We start from the raw sequence: 19262 nt of genomic DNA on the forward strand, positions 1-19262 counted from the left end.
GCATAGGTGACTTAGAAATCCACCGCTTGCGCTAGTGTTGGCACGATAGACTTCATCACCGCATAGGTGACTTAGAAAGTTCAGCGTTGAGATAAAAGCTTTTAACGAGCCTTCATCACCGCATAGGTGACTTAGAAAATGAAGTCAGGATATAAGCAAGGTGTGCTAATCTTCATCACCGCATAGGTGACTTAGAAATGATAAAGAAACGATGCAGGCTCAATTAGTAACTTCATCACCGCATAGGTGACTTAGAAATACGTTGCCAACGCTTTTGATAGACAGGACGCCTTCATCACCGCATAGGTGACTTAGAAAAAACACTAAAAACAAACTGCCCTTTTCGTAGGCTTCATCACCGCATAGGTGACTTAGAAAATGCGGACGAGCACGCTGAGTTGATGAGTAAGCTTCATCACCGCATAGGTGACTTAGAAATAGTGTCCTTATTTTAATAGCAACCCATTGCCTTCATCACCGCATAGGTGACTTAGAAACTATGAACCACCCCGACTATATCGGAGACTGTTTGTTTAAGTTAGGCCGCTAGGCCTAACTGATTAAGATTATCATAATAGCGTCTTTCAAACTCAAAAGGTGACACATAATCAATAGCGCTATGCAGTCGTGTCTTATTAAACCAATCCACCCATTCATGTAGTGGCATAATAAAATTGGACAGCGCATAAGAGGTTATACTAACCCAAAGAAGGAAAATGGTATGACTGGCAAACGCAAACAATATACCCGAGAATTCAAACTCGAAGCCATCAACATGGTAATCGAGCACAACCGTAAAATAACTGAAGTTGCAGCCTCACTAGGTATTGGTCAATCAACACTAGATAAATGGCTGCGTCAGTATCGTGAAGAACAACAAGGGATTTCACCGACTCAAGGCAATGCTTTAACAGACGAACAGCGAGAACTACAAGAGCTTCGCAAACAAGTTAAACGACTGACTATGGAGCGTGACATCCTAAAAAAGGCCTCCGCTCTGCTAGCATTGGACAGTCTGAGAGACTATCGCTGATTAGCGATCTGGCAGAGCAAGACAAACGCTTGAGTAAAAGCCAGTTGTGCCACCTATTTGGTATGGTTAGAAGCAGCTATTATTATGGCGTACGGACCAAACCGATTAGCCTTGAAAAAGTAATGCTTAAAGCATTGGTTCGCCAAGTATTTAATGAATCCAACCAATCAGCAGGTACTCGCACCATCATTGCCATTTTATGCCATCAGTATGGCGTCAGGCTTACTCGTTATATGGCGGGTAAGCTTATGAGAGGCATGGGTCTTAAAAGCTGTCAGCTAAAGACGCATAAGTACAAGCACTGCGACGCGGAACATAAAACCCATGACAACATATTGAACCGCAACTTTAGCCCATCAGCACCGAACCAAGTATGGACGGGCGATGTGACTTACATCCGTATCAAAGGCGGCTGGTGCTATTTAGCCATTGTTTTAGACTTATATGCTCGGCGTATCGTAGGCTTTGCCGTATCAGACTCTCCCGACAGTAAACTGACAACTGCAGCGCTGGATATGGCGTATCACACGCGATTAAGACCAAGTGATGTACTGTTTCATTCAGATCAAGGAACACACTATGCCAGTCATGCCTTTGCAAAATCAGTAGCTGGTTGTAATGAAATGACGCATAGCATGAGCCGTCGTGGCAACTGTTGGGATAATGCACCTACTGAACGCTTCTTCAGAAGCTTTAAAACTGAGTGGATGCCAAAGAATGGTTACGAGGATATCGCTGAAGCTAAGCAGGCTTTTTGCAATTACATCTGGGGCTACTATCAAACCATTAGACCGCATATTTTTAATAATTATTTAACACCAGCAGAAAAAGAGAAGCGCTACTTCAACAAAAACCTCTTATCAACTGTCCTAAATTAGTTGACCACCAGTGATGGTCCGGCTTATCCGTAGGAAGGAGTTATCGTCAACGCTTGCCTGATCAGCCGCCAAGGTGATCCCAGAGCGCAGAAAAAGCATAGCGGGTGCAACTGCCACCAAGCCCATCAGTACGCGGCGGCGCGTGGGGCTGAAATGATTACGCATAATTAGTTCCACGTCAAAGACCATTTATTAAAACTTATCATAGAATAAGCTTATTGTCAGTAGTATAAAAACAATTCAGGCACAATTTTGCTAACCATAAGCAAAGTAACGGTTTGCTATATGTACTAGCAAAACATAGCTAAAATGCAGATTAGGAATAATTATATTACTGACAGAACTTTATTAAGTAGGTAACCATTCATTATAGTGGTGCAATACACTTAATACATGATTCTCAGCTTAATCTGGCTATTGTAGGCTGACGTTTTTAGCTTAGTCAATCCTAATAATTTGCCAAAAGTGCTGGGCAAAAGTTACAGACTACACCAATAATTATGGTCGTTGAGAGAGGATTTACTATATAGATATTTATATACAGTAGCTAAGTACTTTCTTACCTGCTCTCTGTCACTTTCTTTTTCATTTAGAGCAGAATATTCGGTATTCAACTGTCTATTCCAATGGACTACCAAATTTTCAGGTATCCTCAGTCCATTGAGTTTTATGAGCAGACCGTCAGCGCTCTTACTAATGCTGTTAAAGTATTAGTAAGAGCCAAAGACAAAGTAAATGCTTATCAACACCTGATGCTATTAATAATGTTTATTGCCATTTTAAGTGCTCATTTAAGATATCTATGTGGCATCTTTGATAGCTATCGGTTCTATTAGCGTATGGTGTTTTCAGCTTGGTTCATTTAACGAAACAGGTGGATTATTTAGTATAAAAAGAGCAGAAATCCACCGATTTTACTGCTCTTTTTATATTGTTAAATTGTTTTTTCAAAAATAGTACCTTTTTTGAATTTAGAGCCTTTAAACATTGTTTTCGTAATAATCGGATAAGCAATACCTGCAACGATTAATCCGATCAGCCAAGCAAGGTCAACGAATACGAATGCTGCCGCTGTCCCGATACCAAGCGCCAGTAGTGCGGCATAGTTCACACCAACAAAGTTTCCATCTTCTTTGTATAATTCTTTGATATCGATATGCTGTTTTCTCATAATATAGAATTCAACAAGAAGAATCGCAATTAACGGTCCAAGAAAAGCTGAGTAGACATGAACAAAAGTATCTAGTCCTTTTGCATTATCGTCCTGCACTAATAGCCACGGGAATGATCCCATTGCAAGCACTCCAGTAATTGTCACTGAAGCTTTGTAGTTCAGTTTCGTAATTAGTTGAATGACATAAGCTGGCGTAACAATGTTTGCTACCATGTTGGTAGCAATTGCACCAAACACAATAAATACAGAGATGAATAACTGCATATAAACGCTATCGAATAATGCTGGTAGTCCTAGCGCTGGATTCGTATAACCTGTCGCACTTGCAAGCATAGCGCCTACAACGATTACCGAGCCATAAGCAACGATAATCGGTACGAAGTAAAAAAGTCCTCTTTTTCCGTCCGTGTAGCCTGTTTCCAGCTCGCGTGAATAGTCTGCTGCACTTAAAAATATAGCCGCATAGTTACCAAGAAACACCATAATATATGCAAAGAACGCAATTCCCCATGTACCTTCGGCATTAATCCAGGAAGTTGAAATTGCTGCACTGTGGTCTTTAACTAGTATGGTAAATACAGTAATGACGATACCCATCAGCACGACAGATGCCACCGACTCAACTACTTTAATGCTCTTAAAGCCTTTGATTGAAAGCAATATTTGCGCAACTATAAGAATGATGAATCCGACAAATACATTATCAAAAGCTCCACTCGACAATATTTTGAACACTTCATTTAATGCGGTACCGCCGATCCAACTTTGAACACCATACCAGATCACAGCAGGCACTGCACGGAGCAGTGAAGAGAGCAGCGTTCCTTTCTTACCAAATGATGCTTTTAAGTGAGCTACGTAGGGAATACCGTATTTATAGCCTGCTCTGTCGTTTAATGCAAAGAAGGTAGAAATAACTCCGATTGCAATTAATGCTGCTGCGATGGTCTGCCAAATATTCAATATTGCCATACCTGCAACTATAACACTCGCACCGAGTGTCATATTACCCATGTTCACACCGTCTCCGACCCACAAAGACATGTAGCCAAGCGCACCTAAAGTCCTATCTTCTGGGCCATTTGGCTTAAGGCTTTCGTCGCCTGTAGTTTTTACTTCTGCTGTCGCTGCAGACCCTTCTTTATAATCCATAACACTTTCCTTCCTTGGAACAATTTTTAGTGGGTTATAAGTTTATTGATATTAAATGGGCATTGCATAGCCACCAATTTTGCTAGTTTTAAGGCCACAGCCAACCAAAGCTTCAATCATACGCGTTGCGACAGTGACGCCATCAATGACAGGGACCCCAGTCTCTTGGGTCAACCATTCTGTCAGATCAGCCATACCAGCGCAGCCCAAAACAACTGCCTCACAGCTATCTTCATGAACCGCCCGCAAAATTTCGTCACGGACTTTTTCACGAGCTTCTGAACCAGGTTCTTCAAGTGCAAGTACTGGGATTGCAGCAGAGCGCACTCGTCTACAACGATGTGACAAACCGTAACTGTGAATTAGCTCCTCAATGACAGGAACAGAGCGAGGTAATGTTGTGACGACACTGAAAGACGTTGAAATCATACTGGCTGCTTTAACCGCAGCTTCACAGATTCCTAAAACAGGCCCTGAAAAAACCTCGCGGCATGCACCGATGCCGGGATCATCAAAACAAGCTACAACCACACCATCGACACCCTCTGCTTCAGCTTGCTTTAAACGCTTGATCAAACCTGGTACAGATATGGCTTCGTCATGGTGCCCTTGGATGGATGCAGGGGCATCAGTTCCAGATGCACCAACAATTATGGTGCCAGCGCTAGCTCTTTGACGTGCACTTTCTACGATCTTATCCGTCATAGAAGTCGTCGAATTTGGATTCATAACTAAAATTTTCATAGAATCTCACCGTTGATAATTTTTTTGTTAACAATATTGAATTTATGTTGTTAACAACATTATTAAATATTATTATTAACAATACAACTCATTGTTAACAAAACGGCTAAATTCCTTTAGCATTAGCTATTAAAGCGTGGAGGGAACACTATAATGATCGCTGTGGATATAATAAAAAAAGAAAAATTAGCCTCTGGAACTGATGAGATACCAGAACAGGCAATTATTAGTTCAATTACGGCCGCGGTGTCAGAACAGCGTTTGCCGGCCGGAACAAAGTTGGGTGAACGAATGTTAAGTGATTTGTTTAAGTGTAACAGAGCAAATGTTAGGCGTGCACTTTCTACGCTTGCCACGATGCACGTTGTCCAGTTGCGTCCTAATCGGGGTGCTTTTGTCTCGACACCCTCGCCTAAGGAAGCCAGAGATGTGTTTGAGGCTCGCCGCACGATTGAGCTGACCTTAGCGCGCAGTGCGATAAAAAATGCTCGTCTTCAAGACATAACTGATATGCGCACTACGATAGCTGCTGAGGCTGACGCACGCGCTCGAGGCGATAAACCAGCAGAATTACGCTTATCACGTCAGTTTCATATGCATTTAGCTGCTATTACTGATAATCAAGTTTTAGAGAAATTTTTGAGCGAGCTGACACTGCGTACTACATTGATCATTGGCTTATATAATAAGCTCGGCTCGTCGAACTGTGCCGAAGATGAGCATTCGCGTATTGTGCAAGCGATTGAGGAACGAGATGAAAAACAGCTAATGCTATTAATTGATCAACATTTGGAACATCTAGAATCGAGTCTTGACTTTGAGCGATCTATTGAACCTCTTGCTACTTTAGCAGAACAATTGAACGCTTGATCTTTTCCCAAACTATGCATAACTGAACCGCGTTGGTATCATTGGAGACTCAACACTCTCAGAAACCACACCTTTTAGACTAGAGGGTGTGATGTTCGTTTGCTTATTGAAGCGGTAAGCGACTGTCCTTCCACATGGTCAATCATCCGAGCCATTTTCCCCTAACATTAGCTGCACATCTGAAACTCTACGATCGTGAAATAAAAAACACATAGATCAAAATATATATGTGCAAGTTCAAAGCTTCGATACGTGCATTGAAGATCATGAAAAAGGAAACAGAGAGCTAAAACAGTCTATTGGCTGAGAGCGTCAATAGACTGTATAAGTCTGAGATAATTAATTATTTAAAAGAAAACTGGAATGACGTAAATAGTGTTGTGTTTACGACTCTTGAATGGATTGACTATACTCAACGCAAACCCATAAAGCGGCGCGCAAAGCCTCCAAGAGCCCTTTACTGCCCTTTCGTTTTGTTGTCCATCCCCGGGGCGACGTCGATTTGAAAAACCCCGTCAAATCCGCGCTCAGGACGAAAAATTCGGCCTGAAAAAGTCGTGCGATAATAATGCATCACTCGACGGTACTCAGATCCATGAAGATCAGTAACATTGATATCGACGCTGCGCTGGCGGACGTCAGACAACAACTCCAAGCAGACACAACCGTCCCAGGATCCGAACCGCCCCAGACAGAACCGGACTAAAAGCGGGCGCAAGCCGGGCGGGCAGCCCGGTCGCGTTGGAAAGACGTTGCAACCGGTGGTAGATCCGGATGCCATCCAGCGGGTGAAAGTGGATCGACGCACCTTACCCAAAGGCGGCGCATTTCGGGTTGTGGGCTTCGAGAAAGGTCAGGTCGTTGATCTGGACATCCGCCGTTTTGTCATCGAGTACCAGGCCGAGATCCTGGAAAATGCCCAGGGGCAACGTTTTGTGGCGCCTTTTCCGGTCGGTGTAGAACGCTCGGTTCAGTACGGCCCGCAGCTAAAGGCCCACGCGGTCTATCTGACTCAATACCCGCTCCTGCCCTATGATCGCATCCGCGAGTACTTCGGAAGACCAGGTCGGCATCCCACTGAGTGTCGGCTCACTGTTCAACTTCAATCAGAACGCTTTCAACAAGGCCGCTGAATTTGAGCCGTGGGTCAAGGATCGCCTGGCCGAGGCGTCGGTGGTAAACGTCACTGGCTGCACGGCGCATCGAATGACCGACTGACCTGGCTTGCGCCCCATGCGCAGCGAGGCCAGCAGGCGATGGATGCGATCGGCATCCTGCCACGCTTCAACGGTGTGCTCTGTCATGATCACTGGAAGCCGTATTACCGTTATTCATGTTTACACTCTCTGTGCAATGCGCACCACCTGCGAGAACTTCAGCGCGCCTGGGAGCAGGATAAACAGGTGTGGGCTCAACGGATGCACACTCTACTGAACATCATGACCGACAGCGCCGACGCCGCCGGCGGCTGCCCACCACCGGATGAAAGCCAACGCCAGGGCAAGCGCAGGCGGCTCAAACGCACGCGGGCCCGCAACCTGCTGGAACGGTTGATCGCCTACGAAGCGGATGTGCTGCGCTTCCTCGACAGTCCAGAGGTACCGTTTACCAACAACCAAGGTGAGTGAGACATCCGTATGTTCAAAGTACAGCAGAAAATATCGGGTTGTTTTCGATCCTTTGAAGGAGCCGAGATCTTCTGTCGCGTGCGCAGTTATCTGTCGACAGCGCGTAAGCAGAACGTGTCTGCCTCGAAAGCCCTGATGCATTTGTTCGAGGGGAGTGTGCCACCGTTCATGGCGGTGAGTGCGGGTAATGATGCGACCGTTTTGAATCAAACCAGCTGAATAGTTACACCATGTTAAACGTAGCAAGCTTATCAAATCAAAGACAATGGAGGTATCGGGTTTCCGAAAAGGCATCTGGTGCGGTTGTAGTCGATACCGCTCGGGTCATAATAGGGGAACTATTGTTCAGTGTCCCTGCGCGGGTTAAAGCGACCCGCGCGGGAGGTTTTCTACATGCCGCTTATCGAGTTGGGGTCACCCGCCAGATGGTATTAGAAAGGTCATCGGCGACGATGAGTGCCCCTTTTGGATCCACAGTCACACCCACCGGTCGGCCACGGGTCTTGCCATCCTCACCGTAGAAGCCGGTGACGAAGTCCACCGGGTCTCCGGCTGGCTTGCCGCCACTGAAGGGCACGAAGACTACCTTGTAACCCGCTGGGTCAGGCCGATTCCAGCTGCCATGTTCGCCGATGAACGCTCCTTCGCTGAACGTGTCACCCATTGTCGACGTTGAGAATGACAGCCCTAAGGGAGCTTTATGCGACCCCAAGCTGTAATCCGGAGCAATTGCGGAGGCTACCAAATCAGGCCGCTGCGGCTGGACTCGCGAATCGACATTCTGTCCCCAGTAGCTGTAGGGCCAGCCGTAGAACCTACCTTCCTGGACTGAGGTCAGGTAATCGGGCACCAATCGTGCACCCAGCTCGTCCCGCTCATTGGCCACCGCCCATAACTGGTCAGTACCAGGCAGAATATCCAGCGCTGTCGGATTGCGCAGACCGGTTGCATAGGGACGGTGAGCGCCGGTCTTGGCGTCGATCTGCCAAACCCTGGCGCGATCCGCCTCTACATCCAGTCCGTTTTCGGTAATGTTGCTGTTGGAGCCGATACCAACGTACAGGTAGCGTCCATCTGGACTGGCCGTCATAGACTTGGTCCAATGATGATTGACCACACTGGGCAGGTCGGTGAGTTTGCGAGGTGGCCCGCTGGCAGTGGTCTGATCGGGCTGATAATCGAACTGCACCACCGCATCCTGATTGGCAACGTACAGCTGATCGTCGATCAGCACGAGGCCGTAAGGCGCATTTAAGTTGTCGGCGAACACGGTACGTGTCTCGTAAGTGCCATCGCCATCGCTGTCGCGCAGCAGAGTCAAACGGTTACCGCTTTTGACCGAGGTAGTGCCTTTACCTTGGATATAACCCGCAATGAAGTCCTTGGGGCGCAGATTGGGCGCGTTACCCCCCATGCCCTCGGACACCAGAATGTCGCCATTGGGCAAAACCAGCGTCTGCCGTGGAACATTCAGGTCAGTGGCGATAGCGGTGATTTCATAGTTTGACGGCACTGTGGGTTGGCGATCATCCCAGCCTGCCGGATCGGCGATTTTCATGGTTGGTAACAGGCCGCGATGAGCTTTGGGCAAGGTCGGATCCGCTCCGAACTGTGCAGCGTCGTCTATTTTGCTTTCGCCACATGCGCTCAATAGAGCCGCGGTTAGCGTTATTGAAATGACATTGATCGCCTTCATTTTGCACCTCCAGAGCGTAAGCTGGCTAAGCCGATCCAGGTTGCTGAGCAGGCCAGGATGACAGTGATAACGGATAGAATAAGCCCGGTCGGCATGCTGGCCCAGGCGTCCTTTGCATGGATGAACGAGTTGATGACACCCAGCACAAAGGTCGCCAGTAGCAACAGAAAATAGACCACTGATGCACCCATGCGCTTATCAGCGCGGACCAGGGATACAATCGAGCCCAGCAAGGCCAGACCGTTGAACACCAGCGCACCTATAAGCATCCAGGAAGCGAAGTTCTTCCATTGCAGCTCGTAGCTGGACCAATAGGCGTAATCGTTGAGTAAGACTCCGATAAACAGAGGCACTATTCCGGCCAGAACAAACGCATGCAGCGGGTGAAGCGGGTACAGCGCGGTGCCGGAGTGTCGGGCAACAGCACTAATCATGGCGGTTTCCTTATTGCTGGTAAACGAGGATTCGATCGACCGTACTGATTTTACCGGCCCGAACTACGCTTGATGGAATTCAAATTCTACGAAATAGAAGCGTAGCTTAAAAACATACCAAAGCCAAGAGGACTCTTCAACCTTTTTTCGAATTATTTCCTGAAAATCAGCCGGTTATTAGTTCCTGGATGGGCACTAGCTATAGTCCTTTCTGCCTCACAGGACCTGAAGTCCGATAATTAGCGTGCTCCATTTAAATTAGTTGCCGCCCATACTTTCCACTACACATGGTACTACGCATCGACCTACTTTACTCGTGGAACAAAAGCTGTGTAAAAAATTAAACATTTTAAATCAATATATTATGACTCGTTTAGGATTGTGTTTTAGTAACTATTCAGCTCAAATTTTGCCGACTCTCTTACATCTTTTTACATCTTTGATATGTACTTTCTGATAAACCTAACTTTATCCAAGGTTTTAATGATTGTCCTGATGTAGCTACAGGCTTACGTTTAGACACCTTACCGCCTTTACTAGCTCTGAGTGCTTGGCGATAGATAAACTCATTGTAATGGTAAGCATCACGCTTCCAACAGTATTTTGCAATGCTTTTAGCAGTAGCTTTAATTTCTGAGTACAGTAATCGCTCTGAAAATATAATATTGACGCTTTGAGCTTGTTTTAGCACTGAGTTATACGATTGCTCCCACCTTTTCTCTCGATGGTCTCTAAGCGCAGAATATGCCCACTGCCAGATAATATGAAATAGGGTACACCCTAATAAAACCTATTTTTTCTTAATTAAAAAAGATTGTTTAGAAACTATTGATGGAATCATTTTTCACATATATATAGACCAAAAAATAGGAGTAATAAATAAGGTTTACTCACAATAGTAATTTTTATTACATTCCTAAGGGACCAGATAACTACTATTTTTTTTATGATTTAAAGTCATGCCATGAAGATAAGCCAAGTGGAACTATTAAAGAATGTTCGAGCACATTATATAAAAGTGGTGTTTTCCTAGAATCTATATACAAAATTTTAGTCGAGTATGACAGTGCAGACGTAGAGGGTTGTTATTGGTATTACCCGGAGTTAAACAGTCCTTATCCTGAAGACAATTTTGAAGGTGTTTGTTTTGAAATAGGATGGAATAATCCAGATACGGAAGTCTATGTATCAGAACAAGTCAGCTTCGACTATGCAAAAAGGCTTGTAAGCGTTTTTTAGAGATTCATACAGATCATAGTAAGTTTTTAACAAAAATAATTGATAACTGGAAGCTTTTGGATCCTGAAGTGTAGTTAACGTAAAAATCACTTTACCCAGATTGTCTCTCAAAGAATGGTAGCTAAAGACCAAAGTTGTTAATAACGTTGTATAAATTAGAATAGCAAACACAAAAAAGGCCGTAAGTACTAGAGTATGTCCTCATTTTTAGCCCATTAAAATAGTCATTACCAGAATTTAACCGCTATTCCAGTGGATCCTTTTAGGCGCTTTATCAGTTGGATGACCGTACGTGATGATGCGGAAATTCGTCGGTATGGTCGTGCGTTCATGGAGCTATGCCAAAAGCAATTTGCTAATTAAGTAAGACTAGCTAAGAAGATAAAGCCAGCTCTGATAAACTTTACCAGACTTATATTAAGTGATAAAGTAGGATGCAAGACGTGATTCAGAATTCGCTTTACTTACCATTTATGTATGCACTGGTCATACTTTAGATGTCTAGCTTAGACTAGTCATTCCTTTAGTGCATATCAATCCGCTCGCATGTAAACAGGTTATACCGCTGATGGAAAAGTTTGTAGCTATCATTATGGCCATTTTTGCCAGCCCTCTGCTCATTGGCGGCGCTTATCTCCTCTCATTAGGTGGCAGCCCTTACTATCTTATCGCTGGCATTGTGATGCTTATTACAGCATTTTTATTGTTTAAAAGACATTGGGGTGCTTACGGGCTCTACGCTATTTTTATTATAGCGACAATCGCCTGGGCACTTTGGGAGTCCGGCTTTTATTGGTGGGCACTGGCTCCTCGAGTAGGCTTTCCGCTGATATTTGGTTTATTGATGTTATTGCCGTGGGTGTCTAACAAAATGGGAGGGAAGAAAACCCGAGTATTGACGGGCCCTACTAACAATACGTTGAATAAAGACCCTGTTAATGAAAGCCCTATTGATGACGGTGCATCGCTTTTAAATTCTGATAAGCTGGTCACAACCTCTACCACGACTTCCGTCAAAGACTCAAAAAAGAACGTAAGAAATCCTGTCTATTATTGGGGATTATTTGCGAGCGTAGCCATTAGCGCTCTGCTCTCTCTTGGGAGCTTAGCAAACAATGCGACTGACAAACTTGGTGAACTAAATTTAATCGCTGACGATGAGGCCATTAAAGACGCTATCTCAACCGATCCTTTAGCAACCAGTACTTCTGCAAATCTTGGTGACCCATTATCAGATGGTAGGCAAACGCCAGCTGGTGAATGGAGTGCGTATGGCCGAACAGAATATGGGCAACGCTACTCTCCCCTTAATCAAATTAACACCAATAATGTCAAAGACTTAAAATTGGTATGGAAAATTCAAACTGGTGATTTAAAAGGTCCTAATGATGTTGGTGAGACTACCTATGAGGCAACCCCTTTAAAGATAGGTAATGCCTTATATGTCTGCACCCCTCACAACTGGGTATTGGCATTGGATGCAGACTCCGGTCAGACATTATGGAAGTTTGACCCTGAAGTGGGAAAAAACCTTCAACGTCAACATCAAACTTGTCGAGGAGTGTCCTATTATGCCGGTCGATCCAGCGCTGACAATGCTATTGAAGACACCAACGACGATACAAATGGCAGTGTTAATGATGAGGCAGCGACGACCAGCAACCTAAGCGTTCAAAAAATTGCTGGAAATACGTTTAAGAGTGCCTCTACTCAATGCGATGCCAAGATATTTGTTCCAACCTCTGATGCTAAGCTATATGCACTCGACCCCGAAACTGGGCAACGCTGTCAGGGTTTTGGTGAGGATGGTGAATTAAATTTAATGCACAATATGCCATTTAAACAAGCGGGCTATTATTATTCGACGTCTCCTCCAGTAGTGGCAGGCGGTGTGGTTATTGTGGCCGGTGCCGTCAATGATAACTACGATGTCAACGCTCCCTCTGGCGTAATTCGTGCTTATGATGTTAATACCGGTACGCTCATGTGGAATTGGGATTCAGGCGATCCTGATAATACTGAACCTTTAGATATCAATGATCCGACTCAAACCTACAAAACCAGCTCCCCAAATTCGTGGGCGCCAATCAGTGCAGATGAGGAACTTGGTTTGGCCTATTTCCCTATGGGTAATCGTACTCCTGATCAGCTAGGGAGCTATCGAACCGCTGATGAAGAGAAATATGCAAGCTCCGTTGTCGCTTTAGATCTCGAGACTGGTGAAGCTCGCTGGGTTCAGCAGTTTGTTCATCATGATCTTTGGGATATGGATACCCCCGCTCAGCCAAGCTTAATCGACTTGAAAACCACCGAGGGTGTTCAGCCTGCACTTGTTGTGCCTACCAAACAAGGCGATGTGTATGTATTAAACCGAGCAACAGGCGAACCCATTTTACCCATCAAAGAGCGTCCTGCACCGCAAGGCTATCTGATAGAAGGGGAATATGCAGCACCTACTCAACCTTACTCTGCTTTGAGCTTTGAGCATGCGCCACTAACTGAAAAAGATATGTGGGGCGCGAGCCTTATTGATCAGATGATGTGCCGTATTGAATTTAACAAACTTAATTATGATGGTCGTTATACACCACCATCGATTAAAGGCAGCTTAATCTATCCCGGCAATTTTGGAACCTTTAACTGGGGCGGCATCGCCGTGGATCCTGAAAACGGGATAATGTTTGGCATGCCTACTTATTTGGCATTTACCTCAAAGCTCATCCCCAGAGACAAGATAGATGATGCGGAAACCAATAAAGGAGAACATGGGGTTAATGCTAATAAAGGCGCAGATTACGCTGTAGAATTAGCGCCTTTCTTATCACCTCTGGGCGTTCCGTGCCAACAACCACCTTGGGGCACAATAGCAGGTGCTGACCTAAGCACAGGTGAGATTGCCTATCAACGTAAAAACGGGACGGTACAAGACTTATCCCCCATCCCAATAAAATTGGAGTTGGGTGTGCCTGGTATTGGTGGACCCATCATCACCAAAGGTGGTTTGGCGTTTTTGTCAGCGGCGACCGAAAACAACTTCAGAGCTTATGATTTGAAGAACGGGGATGTGTTATGGAATGTTCGCATTCCAGCAGGCGGCCAAGCCACGCCCATGACCTACCTGAATTCTAAAGGTGAGCAGATGGTGGTATTAGTTGCTGGTGGACATGGTTCAGTTGGCACAACCATTGGCGATTATGTCTTAGCTTATAAGCTTGCTGACAAAGCCAAGTAACGTCATACCTTATCGATGAAGCGGTAATGATTCGATTCATTGCCGTTTTATTACGAGGACATGTATTCAATTCACCTTATAATGAACGGTGGTGCATGCCAAGATAAGTATGGTTTGATTATTACCGTCAGACTGCGTAACTAAAATCTTCCAAGTTTGTTTCTACGGATTTGACAGCAGGGGTCAGATTATAATACTATTAAGGATACCCTTTACTAATCTTACTTATTAACTAGTGAGATCATTCCGGAGTACTACCATGCAATGGACTAAACCAGCTTTTCAAGATATCCGTATTGGTTTCGAAATCACTATGTATTTCGAAGCTCGTTAAAATTTACTAGACCTAAATCCATTAAAAGCCCTAGATGATTAGGGCTTTTATTTTTTTGGAACTATTGATTTATGCATATTCATGTTTTAGGCTCAGCTGCTGGTGGTGGTTTTCCACAGTGGAATTGCAATTGCCATAATTGTCATGGTGTTCGTCAAGGGTCGATTCAAGCAAAAACCCGTACCCAATCTTCGATAGCAATATCAGAAAATGGCATAGATTGGATTCTATTCAATGCTTCACCTGATATTCGCCAACAATTATTTGAATTTAAGGCGGCACAGCCAGCACGTCAATTAAGAGATACAGGCATCACGAATGTGGTCTTGATGGACAGTCAGCTTGACCATACTACAGGTCTATTGACACTGCGCGAAGGTTGTCCGATTCCTGTTTGGTGTACTGACATGGTCTACCAAGATCTCACGACAGGATTTCCTATTTTCAACATGTTGAAGCACTGGAATGGTGGTCTGCAATATCATCAAATTGATCCGAAACAGACATTTAACATTGAAGGCTTTAGCAATTTAGAATTGACACCTCTGATTATTAGAAGCTCAGCACCACCCTACTCTCCACATCGTAATGATCCACATGACGGCGATAACATTGCACTGATTGTGAAAGATTTAAAAACACAAAAACAACTCTTTTATGCGCCAGGTTTGGGCAAAATTGACGATGATATTATGCAGATTATGAAAGCCTCTGATTGCGTTATGATTGACGGAACCTTATGGACTGACAATGAGATGCAAGAATGCGGTGTCGGTACAAAAACAGGTCAAGACATGGGTCATTTACATATTAGTGGTGAAGACGGCTCACTTTATTATTTAGATCAACTCGAAAATTCACGCAAAATATTGATTCATATCAATAACACCAATCCGATATTGAATGAAAAATCTGAACAGGCTGCTGAATTAAAACAACATGGTGTTGAAGTGGCTTTTGATGGCATGCAGATTGAATTGTAAGGCGAAGACAATGCAAGAAGAAAAAACAGCACTTAGCCCAGAAGCGTTTGAACAAGCGATTATGGATAAAGGTCAGTATTACCATATTTACCATCCCTTCCATATCCTGATGCATGAAGGACAGGCGACACAACAACAGATCCAAGCTTGGGTGGCAAACAGATTTTACTATCAAATCAACATTCCATTGAAAGATGCGGCAATTATGGCAAATTGCCCTGATCAGCGTGTGCGTCAAGAGTGGATTCAGCGCATGATTGACCAAGATGGTATTTACCCTGATGGTGGTGGTCGTGAAGCATGGCTAAGTCTGGCAGAAGCGGTTGGTCTTAGCCGTGAGCAAGTGATTTCTGAAGAGTTGGTTTTACCTGGTGTACGTTTTGCCGTTGATGCTTACGTGAATTTTGCTCGACGTACGTCATGGCGAGAAGCAGCCAGTAGCTCACTTACAGAGTTGTTTGCCCCACAGATTCATCAGTCTCGCTTAGAGTCTTGGCCAAAACATTACCCTTGGATTCAAGAGCAAGGTTATACCTATTTCCGTTCACGCCTGAGTCAAGCCCGTCGTGATGTTGAGCATGGTTTAACAATCACATTAGACTCATTCAAAACGGTTGAACAACAAGAGCGCATGTTGGAAATTCTGCAATTTAAACTTGATATTTTGTGGACTATCTTGGATGCCTTGAGCTTGGCCTATGTACATAATCAAGCCCCTTACCAAAGCGTCACTTCTGACAATGTTTGGCATAAAGGATTGTTCAAATGAGTTTACCTGATCTAGATCACTCTATCGTACCAGTGTGGCGTCATGGTTATCGCTTTCAGTTTGAACCTGCACAGAATGCCTATGTATTACTGTACCCTGAAGGTATGATCAAATTAAATGAGAGTGCCAGTATCATTGGTCAACATATTGATGGTCAGGCGTCCATTGCTGACATTATCGAAAAGGTGAAAGACATGTTTGGTGGTATTCCTGAAATCGAGCAAGACATTATTGAATATATGTTGGTGGCTCAACGTGAACATTGGATTGATTTATTATGACTACTCCAGTAGGACTTCCGTTATGGCTATTGGCTGAACTTACCTATCGCTGCCCATTACAATGTCCTTATTGCTCTAATCCTGTTGATTATGCTCAGTATAATCAGGAGCTGACGACGCAAGAGTGGTTTGATGTTTTTGATCAGGCGCGGCAAATGGGAGCCGTGCAACTCGGTTTTTCTGGCGGTGAACCACTCGTTCGTCAAGATTTAGAAGAATTGGTCGCTTATGCTCATAAACAAGGTTTTTACACCAACTTACTCACTTCGGGTATGGGGTTAAACGAATCTCGGATTGCTCGATTAAAGGAAGCTGGTCTTGACCATATTCAAATCAGTTTCCAAGCCAGTGATCCGACGGTTAATAATGCCTTAGCTGGTTCAAAACATGCCTTTGAACAAAAGTATGAGATGTCACGTTTGGTCAAGCAGTACGACTATCCGATGGTGCTCAACTTTGTCATTCATCGGCAGAACATTGATCAGATTGAACAGATTATTGAGCTGTGTTTAGAGCTTGAAGCAGATACCGTTGAGCTTGCTATTTGCCAATTTTATGGTTGGGCTTTTGAGAATATGCAAGGTTTATTGCCTACCAAAGAACAAGTGGTAAGAGCCGAACGCATTACCAATGAGTATCGTCAGAAAATTGAAGAACTAAACATCAAATGTAAACTCATTTTTGTGGTGCCTGATTATTACGAAGAACGTCCGAAACCCTGTATGGATGGTTGGGGCAAGATTTTCTTAACCGTTGCACCCGATGGCACAGCCCTACCTTGCCATGCCGCCAGACAACTACCAATACAGTTCCCTAATGTACGAGAAACACCGCTTTCAGATATTTGGTATGAGTCTGCGAGCTTCAATCAGTTTCGCGGTGATGATTGGATGCCCGACATGTGCCAAAACTGTCCCGATAAAGAACGGGATTACGGCGGCTGTCGTTGCCAAGCTTTTATGCTGACTGGGGATGCCAAAAATGCCGATCCTGTGTGTGGTAAATCGCCTTATCATTACCTGATCGAAGAGGCTCGTTCACAGAGTGAAGCGCCTGTACCTTTTGAAGATTTGCTATTTAGAAATCCAAAGAATTCCAAACTATTGAGTCAAGAACAATTGATTCCTACTCGTACGGTAATGGATTAACAATGAATGCTCAGCCTATCATCTTTGATGGACATAACGATCTATTAACCCGCCTTTGGCTGAGTTCAGCCGAAGATCCAGTGCATGACTTTATCCATGCCTCACTGCCGGGACATTTAGACTTAAAACGTTGTCGCAAAGCGGGGTGGATGGGCGGCTTGTTTTCTATTTTCCTGCCGCCCTACGCTTACGTTAAAAACAACCATCCTGAAAAGTTATTAAATCCCTCACACTCAGACTTTGATCCTCAGCAAATCGTTGATATTTGCTGTGCTCAATTGGAACTCGCTCAACAACTACAGGCTCGCTCTGACGGTCAGATTCAAATTTGTACGTCCTTAGATCAAATCCAAGCCTGTCAGCAGAATCAACAATTAGCCATCATTCTTCACCTTGAAGGTGCTGAATTTTTAGCCATTAAGCCCGACTTATTGGATATTTTTTACGATGCAGGACTCAGAAGTATTGGTCCACTTTGGAATAGAAAAAGTATTTTTGGTGGTGGCTTAAATGCACCCTTTCCGCATTCTCCAGATTCGGGATCTGGCCTCACCAATCAAGGGAAAGATCTCATTCTAGCGTGTAGTGAAAAGAATATGCTGATCGATGTGTCTCATATGAATGAACGGGCTTTTTGGGATACGTTAGAGATTATCAATCAACCCATTGTCGCGACACATTCCAATGCTCACGCTTTATGTCAGCAAGCAAGGAATTTGACCGATCAGCAACTGGCTGCCATTAAACAAAGCAATGGTATGGTTGGTGTGAATTTCGATGTTGCTTTTCTTCGTGCTGACGGACAACGTAACACGCAAACATCACTCGATGTGATTGTCGATCATCTTGATTATCTGATTGACCATTTAGGCGAAGATCACGTCGGTTTTGGATCCGATTTTGATGGTTGCCTCTTGCCTGATGATTTATCTGATATTAGTCAAATCTCCATGCTGATTGAGCGTATGCAACAACGACACTTCTCCGACCAACTCATTGAAAAGGTCACGTCAAAAAATTGGTTTAATGTTTTGAATAAAATATGGAAATGATAATTTATATGATGGTGATGTTCTAAAAAGTATGCTGCCATCGTGTTTTTGGCGCTATATATAAAAGTTAATTAAATACGCTATTGGCATAGTGTTGAAATTCGAGCCCATCCCGAATTCTGTGTAACTGCCATTTAGATTAAATACTGATTGAGTAAACCTGCTAATTATTGCAGGTTTTTTTATACCTAAATATTCTGTTTGAATCAATTCATAAATCACTTGTTGGTATAGAGCAGGTTATAAAAATACAAAGTCACTAGCAGTGATGCTTCCAGTTTACTTCCTACAGTGCCGTCCACACTCAAGATATCATCTGATTTCACAGTCAAAAAAAATCAAGCCAAGCTCATTAAGTACACTCAGATGTATACTGATTCAATCCAAGAGCGCACACCTATTGAAATCACTTGGGCTATATCTGAATATTCAAGTCCTCACTAGGGAACCCCCTCTTATTCCTATAACAAACTGCTTATGTTAAATACAAATTTAATAATTATGAAATCGATAGCATAGGTAATTATCATTAAGCTGTCTGAGCTATGCTGAAGAAACCGTAGAGATAAACTTGGTAAACTAACGACTCGACAAGGAGTTTACCATGACCAAGAA

16 protein-coding genes, 2 pseudogenes and 1 CRISPR repeat array (1 of these 19 cut by a window edge) are annotated in these 19262 nt (G+C 44.0%); of the genes and pseudogenes, 13 read left to right on the top strand and 5 right to left on the bottom strand.

The genetic code is table 11. From position 1 onward, the window contains the following. Nucleotides 1-497: direct repeats of the CRISPR family, unit length 28 nt; unit sequence CTTCATCACCGCATAGGTGACTTAGAAA; it begins 4270 nt to the left of the window's first position. A gap of 41 nt (nt 498-538) precedes the next feature. After that, entirely contained in the window at nt 539-667 is a 129-nt protein-coding gene (locus JMY06_RS12025) for an IS3 family transposase (RefSeq protein WP_413786907.1), read from the bottom strand. Between the two features lie 54 nt (nt 668-721). Here JMY06_RS12025 and JMY06_RS08800 point away from each other — a divergent pair, with 54 nt between their 5' ends. After that, nucleotides 722-1033 (top strand): transposase, encoded by a 312-nt coding sequence (locus JMY06_RS08800; protein ID WP_201617944.1) that lies wholly within the window; start codon nt 722-724, stop codon nt 1031-1033. 8 nt (nt 1034-1041) lie between these two features. After that, nucleotides 1042-1911 (top strand): IS3 family transposase, encoded by an 870-nt coding sequence (locus JMY06_RS08805; protein WP_227672258.1) that lies wholly within the window; start codon nt 1042-1044, stop codon nt 1909-1911. 934 nt (nt 1912-2845) lie between these two features. On the opposite strand, the gene JMY06_RS08810 is transcribed toward JMY06_RS08805, so the two are convergent. Both JMY06_RS08810 and JMY06_RS08815 read right to left on the bottom strand, forming a co-directional pair. Further along, nucleotides 2846-4237 (bottom strand): NCS1 family transporter, encoded by a 1392-nt coding sequence (locus JMY06_RS08810; protein ID WP_201617946.1) that lies wholly within the window; start codon nt 4235-4237, stop codon nt 2846-2848. 51 nt (nt 4238-4288) lie between these two features. Continuing rightward, nucleotides 4289-4981, bottom strand: a complete 693-nt coding sequence (locus JMY06_RS08815) for an aspartate/glutamate racemase family protein (protein ID WP_201617947.1) — start codon at nt 4979-4981, stop codon at nt 4289-4291. A gap of 153 nt (nt 4982-5134) precedes the next feature. Here JMY06_RS08815 and JMY06_RS08820 point away from each other — a divergent pair, with 153 nt between their 5' ends. Both JMY06_RS08820 and tnpC read left to right on the top strand, forming a co-directional pair. After that, the gene (locus JMY06_RS08820; RefSeq protein ID WP_201617948.1) at nt 5135-5851 is read left to right on the top strand and encodes a GntR family transcriptional regulator; all 717 of its coding nucleotides are present in this window, start codon (nt 5135-5137) and stop codon (nt 5849-5851) included. Nucleotides 5852-6446: 595 nt separating this feature from the next. Beyond that, nucleotides 6447-7698, top strand: a pseudogene (tnpC, locus tag JMY06_RS08825) (IS66 family transposase). A 181-nt stretch (nt 7699-7879) separates the two neighbouring features. On the opposite strand, the gene JMY06_RS08830 reads toward tnpC, so the two are convergent. Continuing rightward, nucleotides 7880-9175 (bottom strand): PQQ-dependent sugar dehydrogenase, encoded by a 1296-nt coding sequence (locus tag JMY06_RS08830; RefSeq protein WP_201528027.1) that lies wholly within the window; start codon nt 9173-9175, stop codon nt 7880-7882. Then, nucleotides 9172-9609: a DUF2231 domain-containing protein gene (locus JMY06_RS08835; protein WP_201617949.1), complete on the bottom strand. Its 438-nt coding sequence runs from the start codon at nt 9607-9609 to the stop codon at nt 9172-9174. The genes JMY06_RS08830 and JMY06_RS08835 overlap by 4 nt, the downstream gene beginning before the upstream one ends. 1038 nt (nt 9610-10647) lie before the next feature. On the opposite strand from JMY06_RS08835, the gene cdiI reads away from it, so the two are divergent. The 9 genes and pseudogenes from cdiI (at nt 10648) to JMY06_RS08880 (ending at nt 18647) form a co-directional block, all read left to right on the top strand. Next, a complete protein-coding gene (gene cdiI, locus JMY06_RS12030) occupies nt 10648-10848 on the top strand; it encodes a ribonuclease toxin immunity protein CdiI (RefSeq protein ID WP_413786908.1) in 201 nt (66 codons plus the stop codon). A gap of 222 nt (nt 10849-11070) precedes the next feature. Continuing rightward, nucleotides 11071-11211: pseudogene (locus JMY06_RS12035) on the top strand (CysB family transcriptional regulator); the annotation flags it as partial. Nucleotides 11212-11416: 205 nt separating this feature from the next. Beyond that, on the top strand, nt 11417-14080 hold the full coding sequence (locus JMY06_RS08850) for a membrane-bound PQQ-dependent dehydrogenase, glucose/quinate/shikimate family (RefSeq protein ID WP_201617950.1): 2664 nt from the start codon (nt 11417-11419) through the stop codon (nt 14078-14080). Nucleotides 14081-14339: 259 nt separating this feature from the next. Beyond that, a complete protein-coding gene (gene pqqA, locus JMY06_RS08855) occupies nt 14340-14414 on the top strand; it encodes a pyrroloquinoline quinone precursor peptide PqqA (RefSeq protein ID WP_075107140.1) in 75 nt (24 codons plus the stop codon). Nucleotides 14415-14485: 71 nt separating this feature from the next. Then, on the top strand, nt 14486-15397 hold the full coding sequence (pqqB, locus tag JMY06_RS08860; protein ID WP_201617951.1) for a pyrroloquinoline quinone biosynthesis protein PqqB: 912 nt from the start codon (nt 14486-14488) through the stop codon (nt 15395-15397). Nucleotides 15398-15407: 10 nt separating this feature from the next. Next, nucleotides 15408-16166, top strand: coding sequence for a pyrroloquinoline-quinone synthase PqqC (pqqC, locus tag JMY06_RS08865; protein WP_201529218.1), 759 nt, complete (start codon nt 15408-15410; stop codon nt 16164-16166). Beyond that, complete coding sequence (gene pqqD, locus JMY06_RS08870) at nt 16163-16447, top strand: pyrroloquinoline quinone biosynthesis peptide chaperone PqqD (RefSeq protein WP_201529216.1); 285 nt, start codon at nt 16163-16165, stop codon at nt 16445-16447. The genes pqqC and pqqD overlap by 4 nt, the downstream gene beginning before the upstream one ends. Further along, nucleotides 16444-17595 carry a pyrroloquinoline quinone biosynthesis protein PqqE gene (gene pqqE, locus JMY06_RS08875; RefSeq protein WP_201617952.1) on the top strand — a complete coding sequence of 384 codons (1152 nt, stop codon included), beginning with the start codon at nt 16444-16446 and terminating at the stop codon, nt 17593-17595. The genes pqqD and pqqE overlap by 4 nt, the downstream gene beginning before the upstream one ends. 2 nt (nt 17596-17597) lie before the next feature. Then, nucleotides 17598-18647: a dipeptidase gene (locus JMY06_RS08880; protein WP_201617953.1), complete on the top strand. Its 1050-nt coding sequence runs from the start codon at nt 17598-17600 to the stop codon at nt 18645-18647. Nucleotides 18648-19262 lie beyond the last annotated feature (615 nt).

The organism is Psychrobacter urativorans (genome assembly GCF_904846675.1).
In the GTDB taxonomy this organism is placed as follows: Bacteria; Pseudomonadota; Gammaproteobacteria; order Pseudomonadales; family Moraxellaceae; genus Psychrobacter; species Psychrobacter urativorans_B.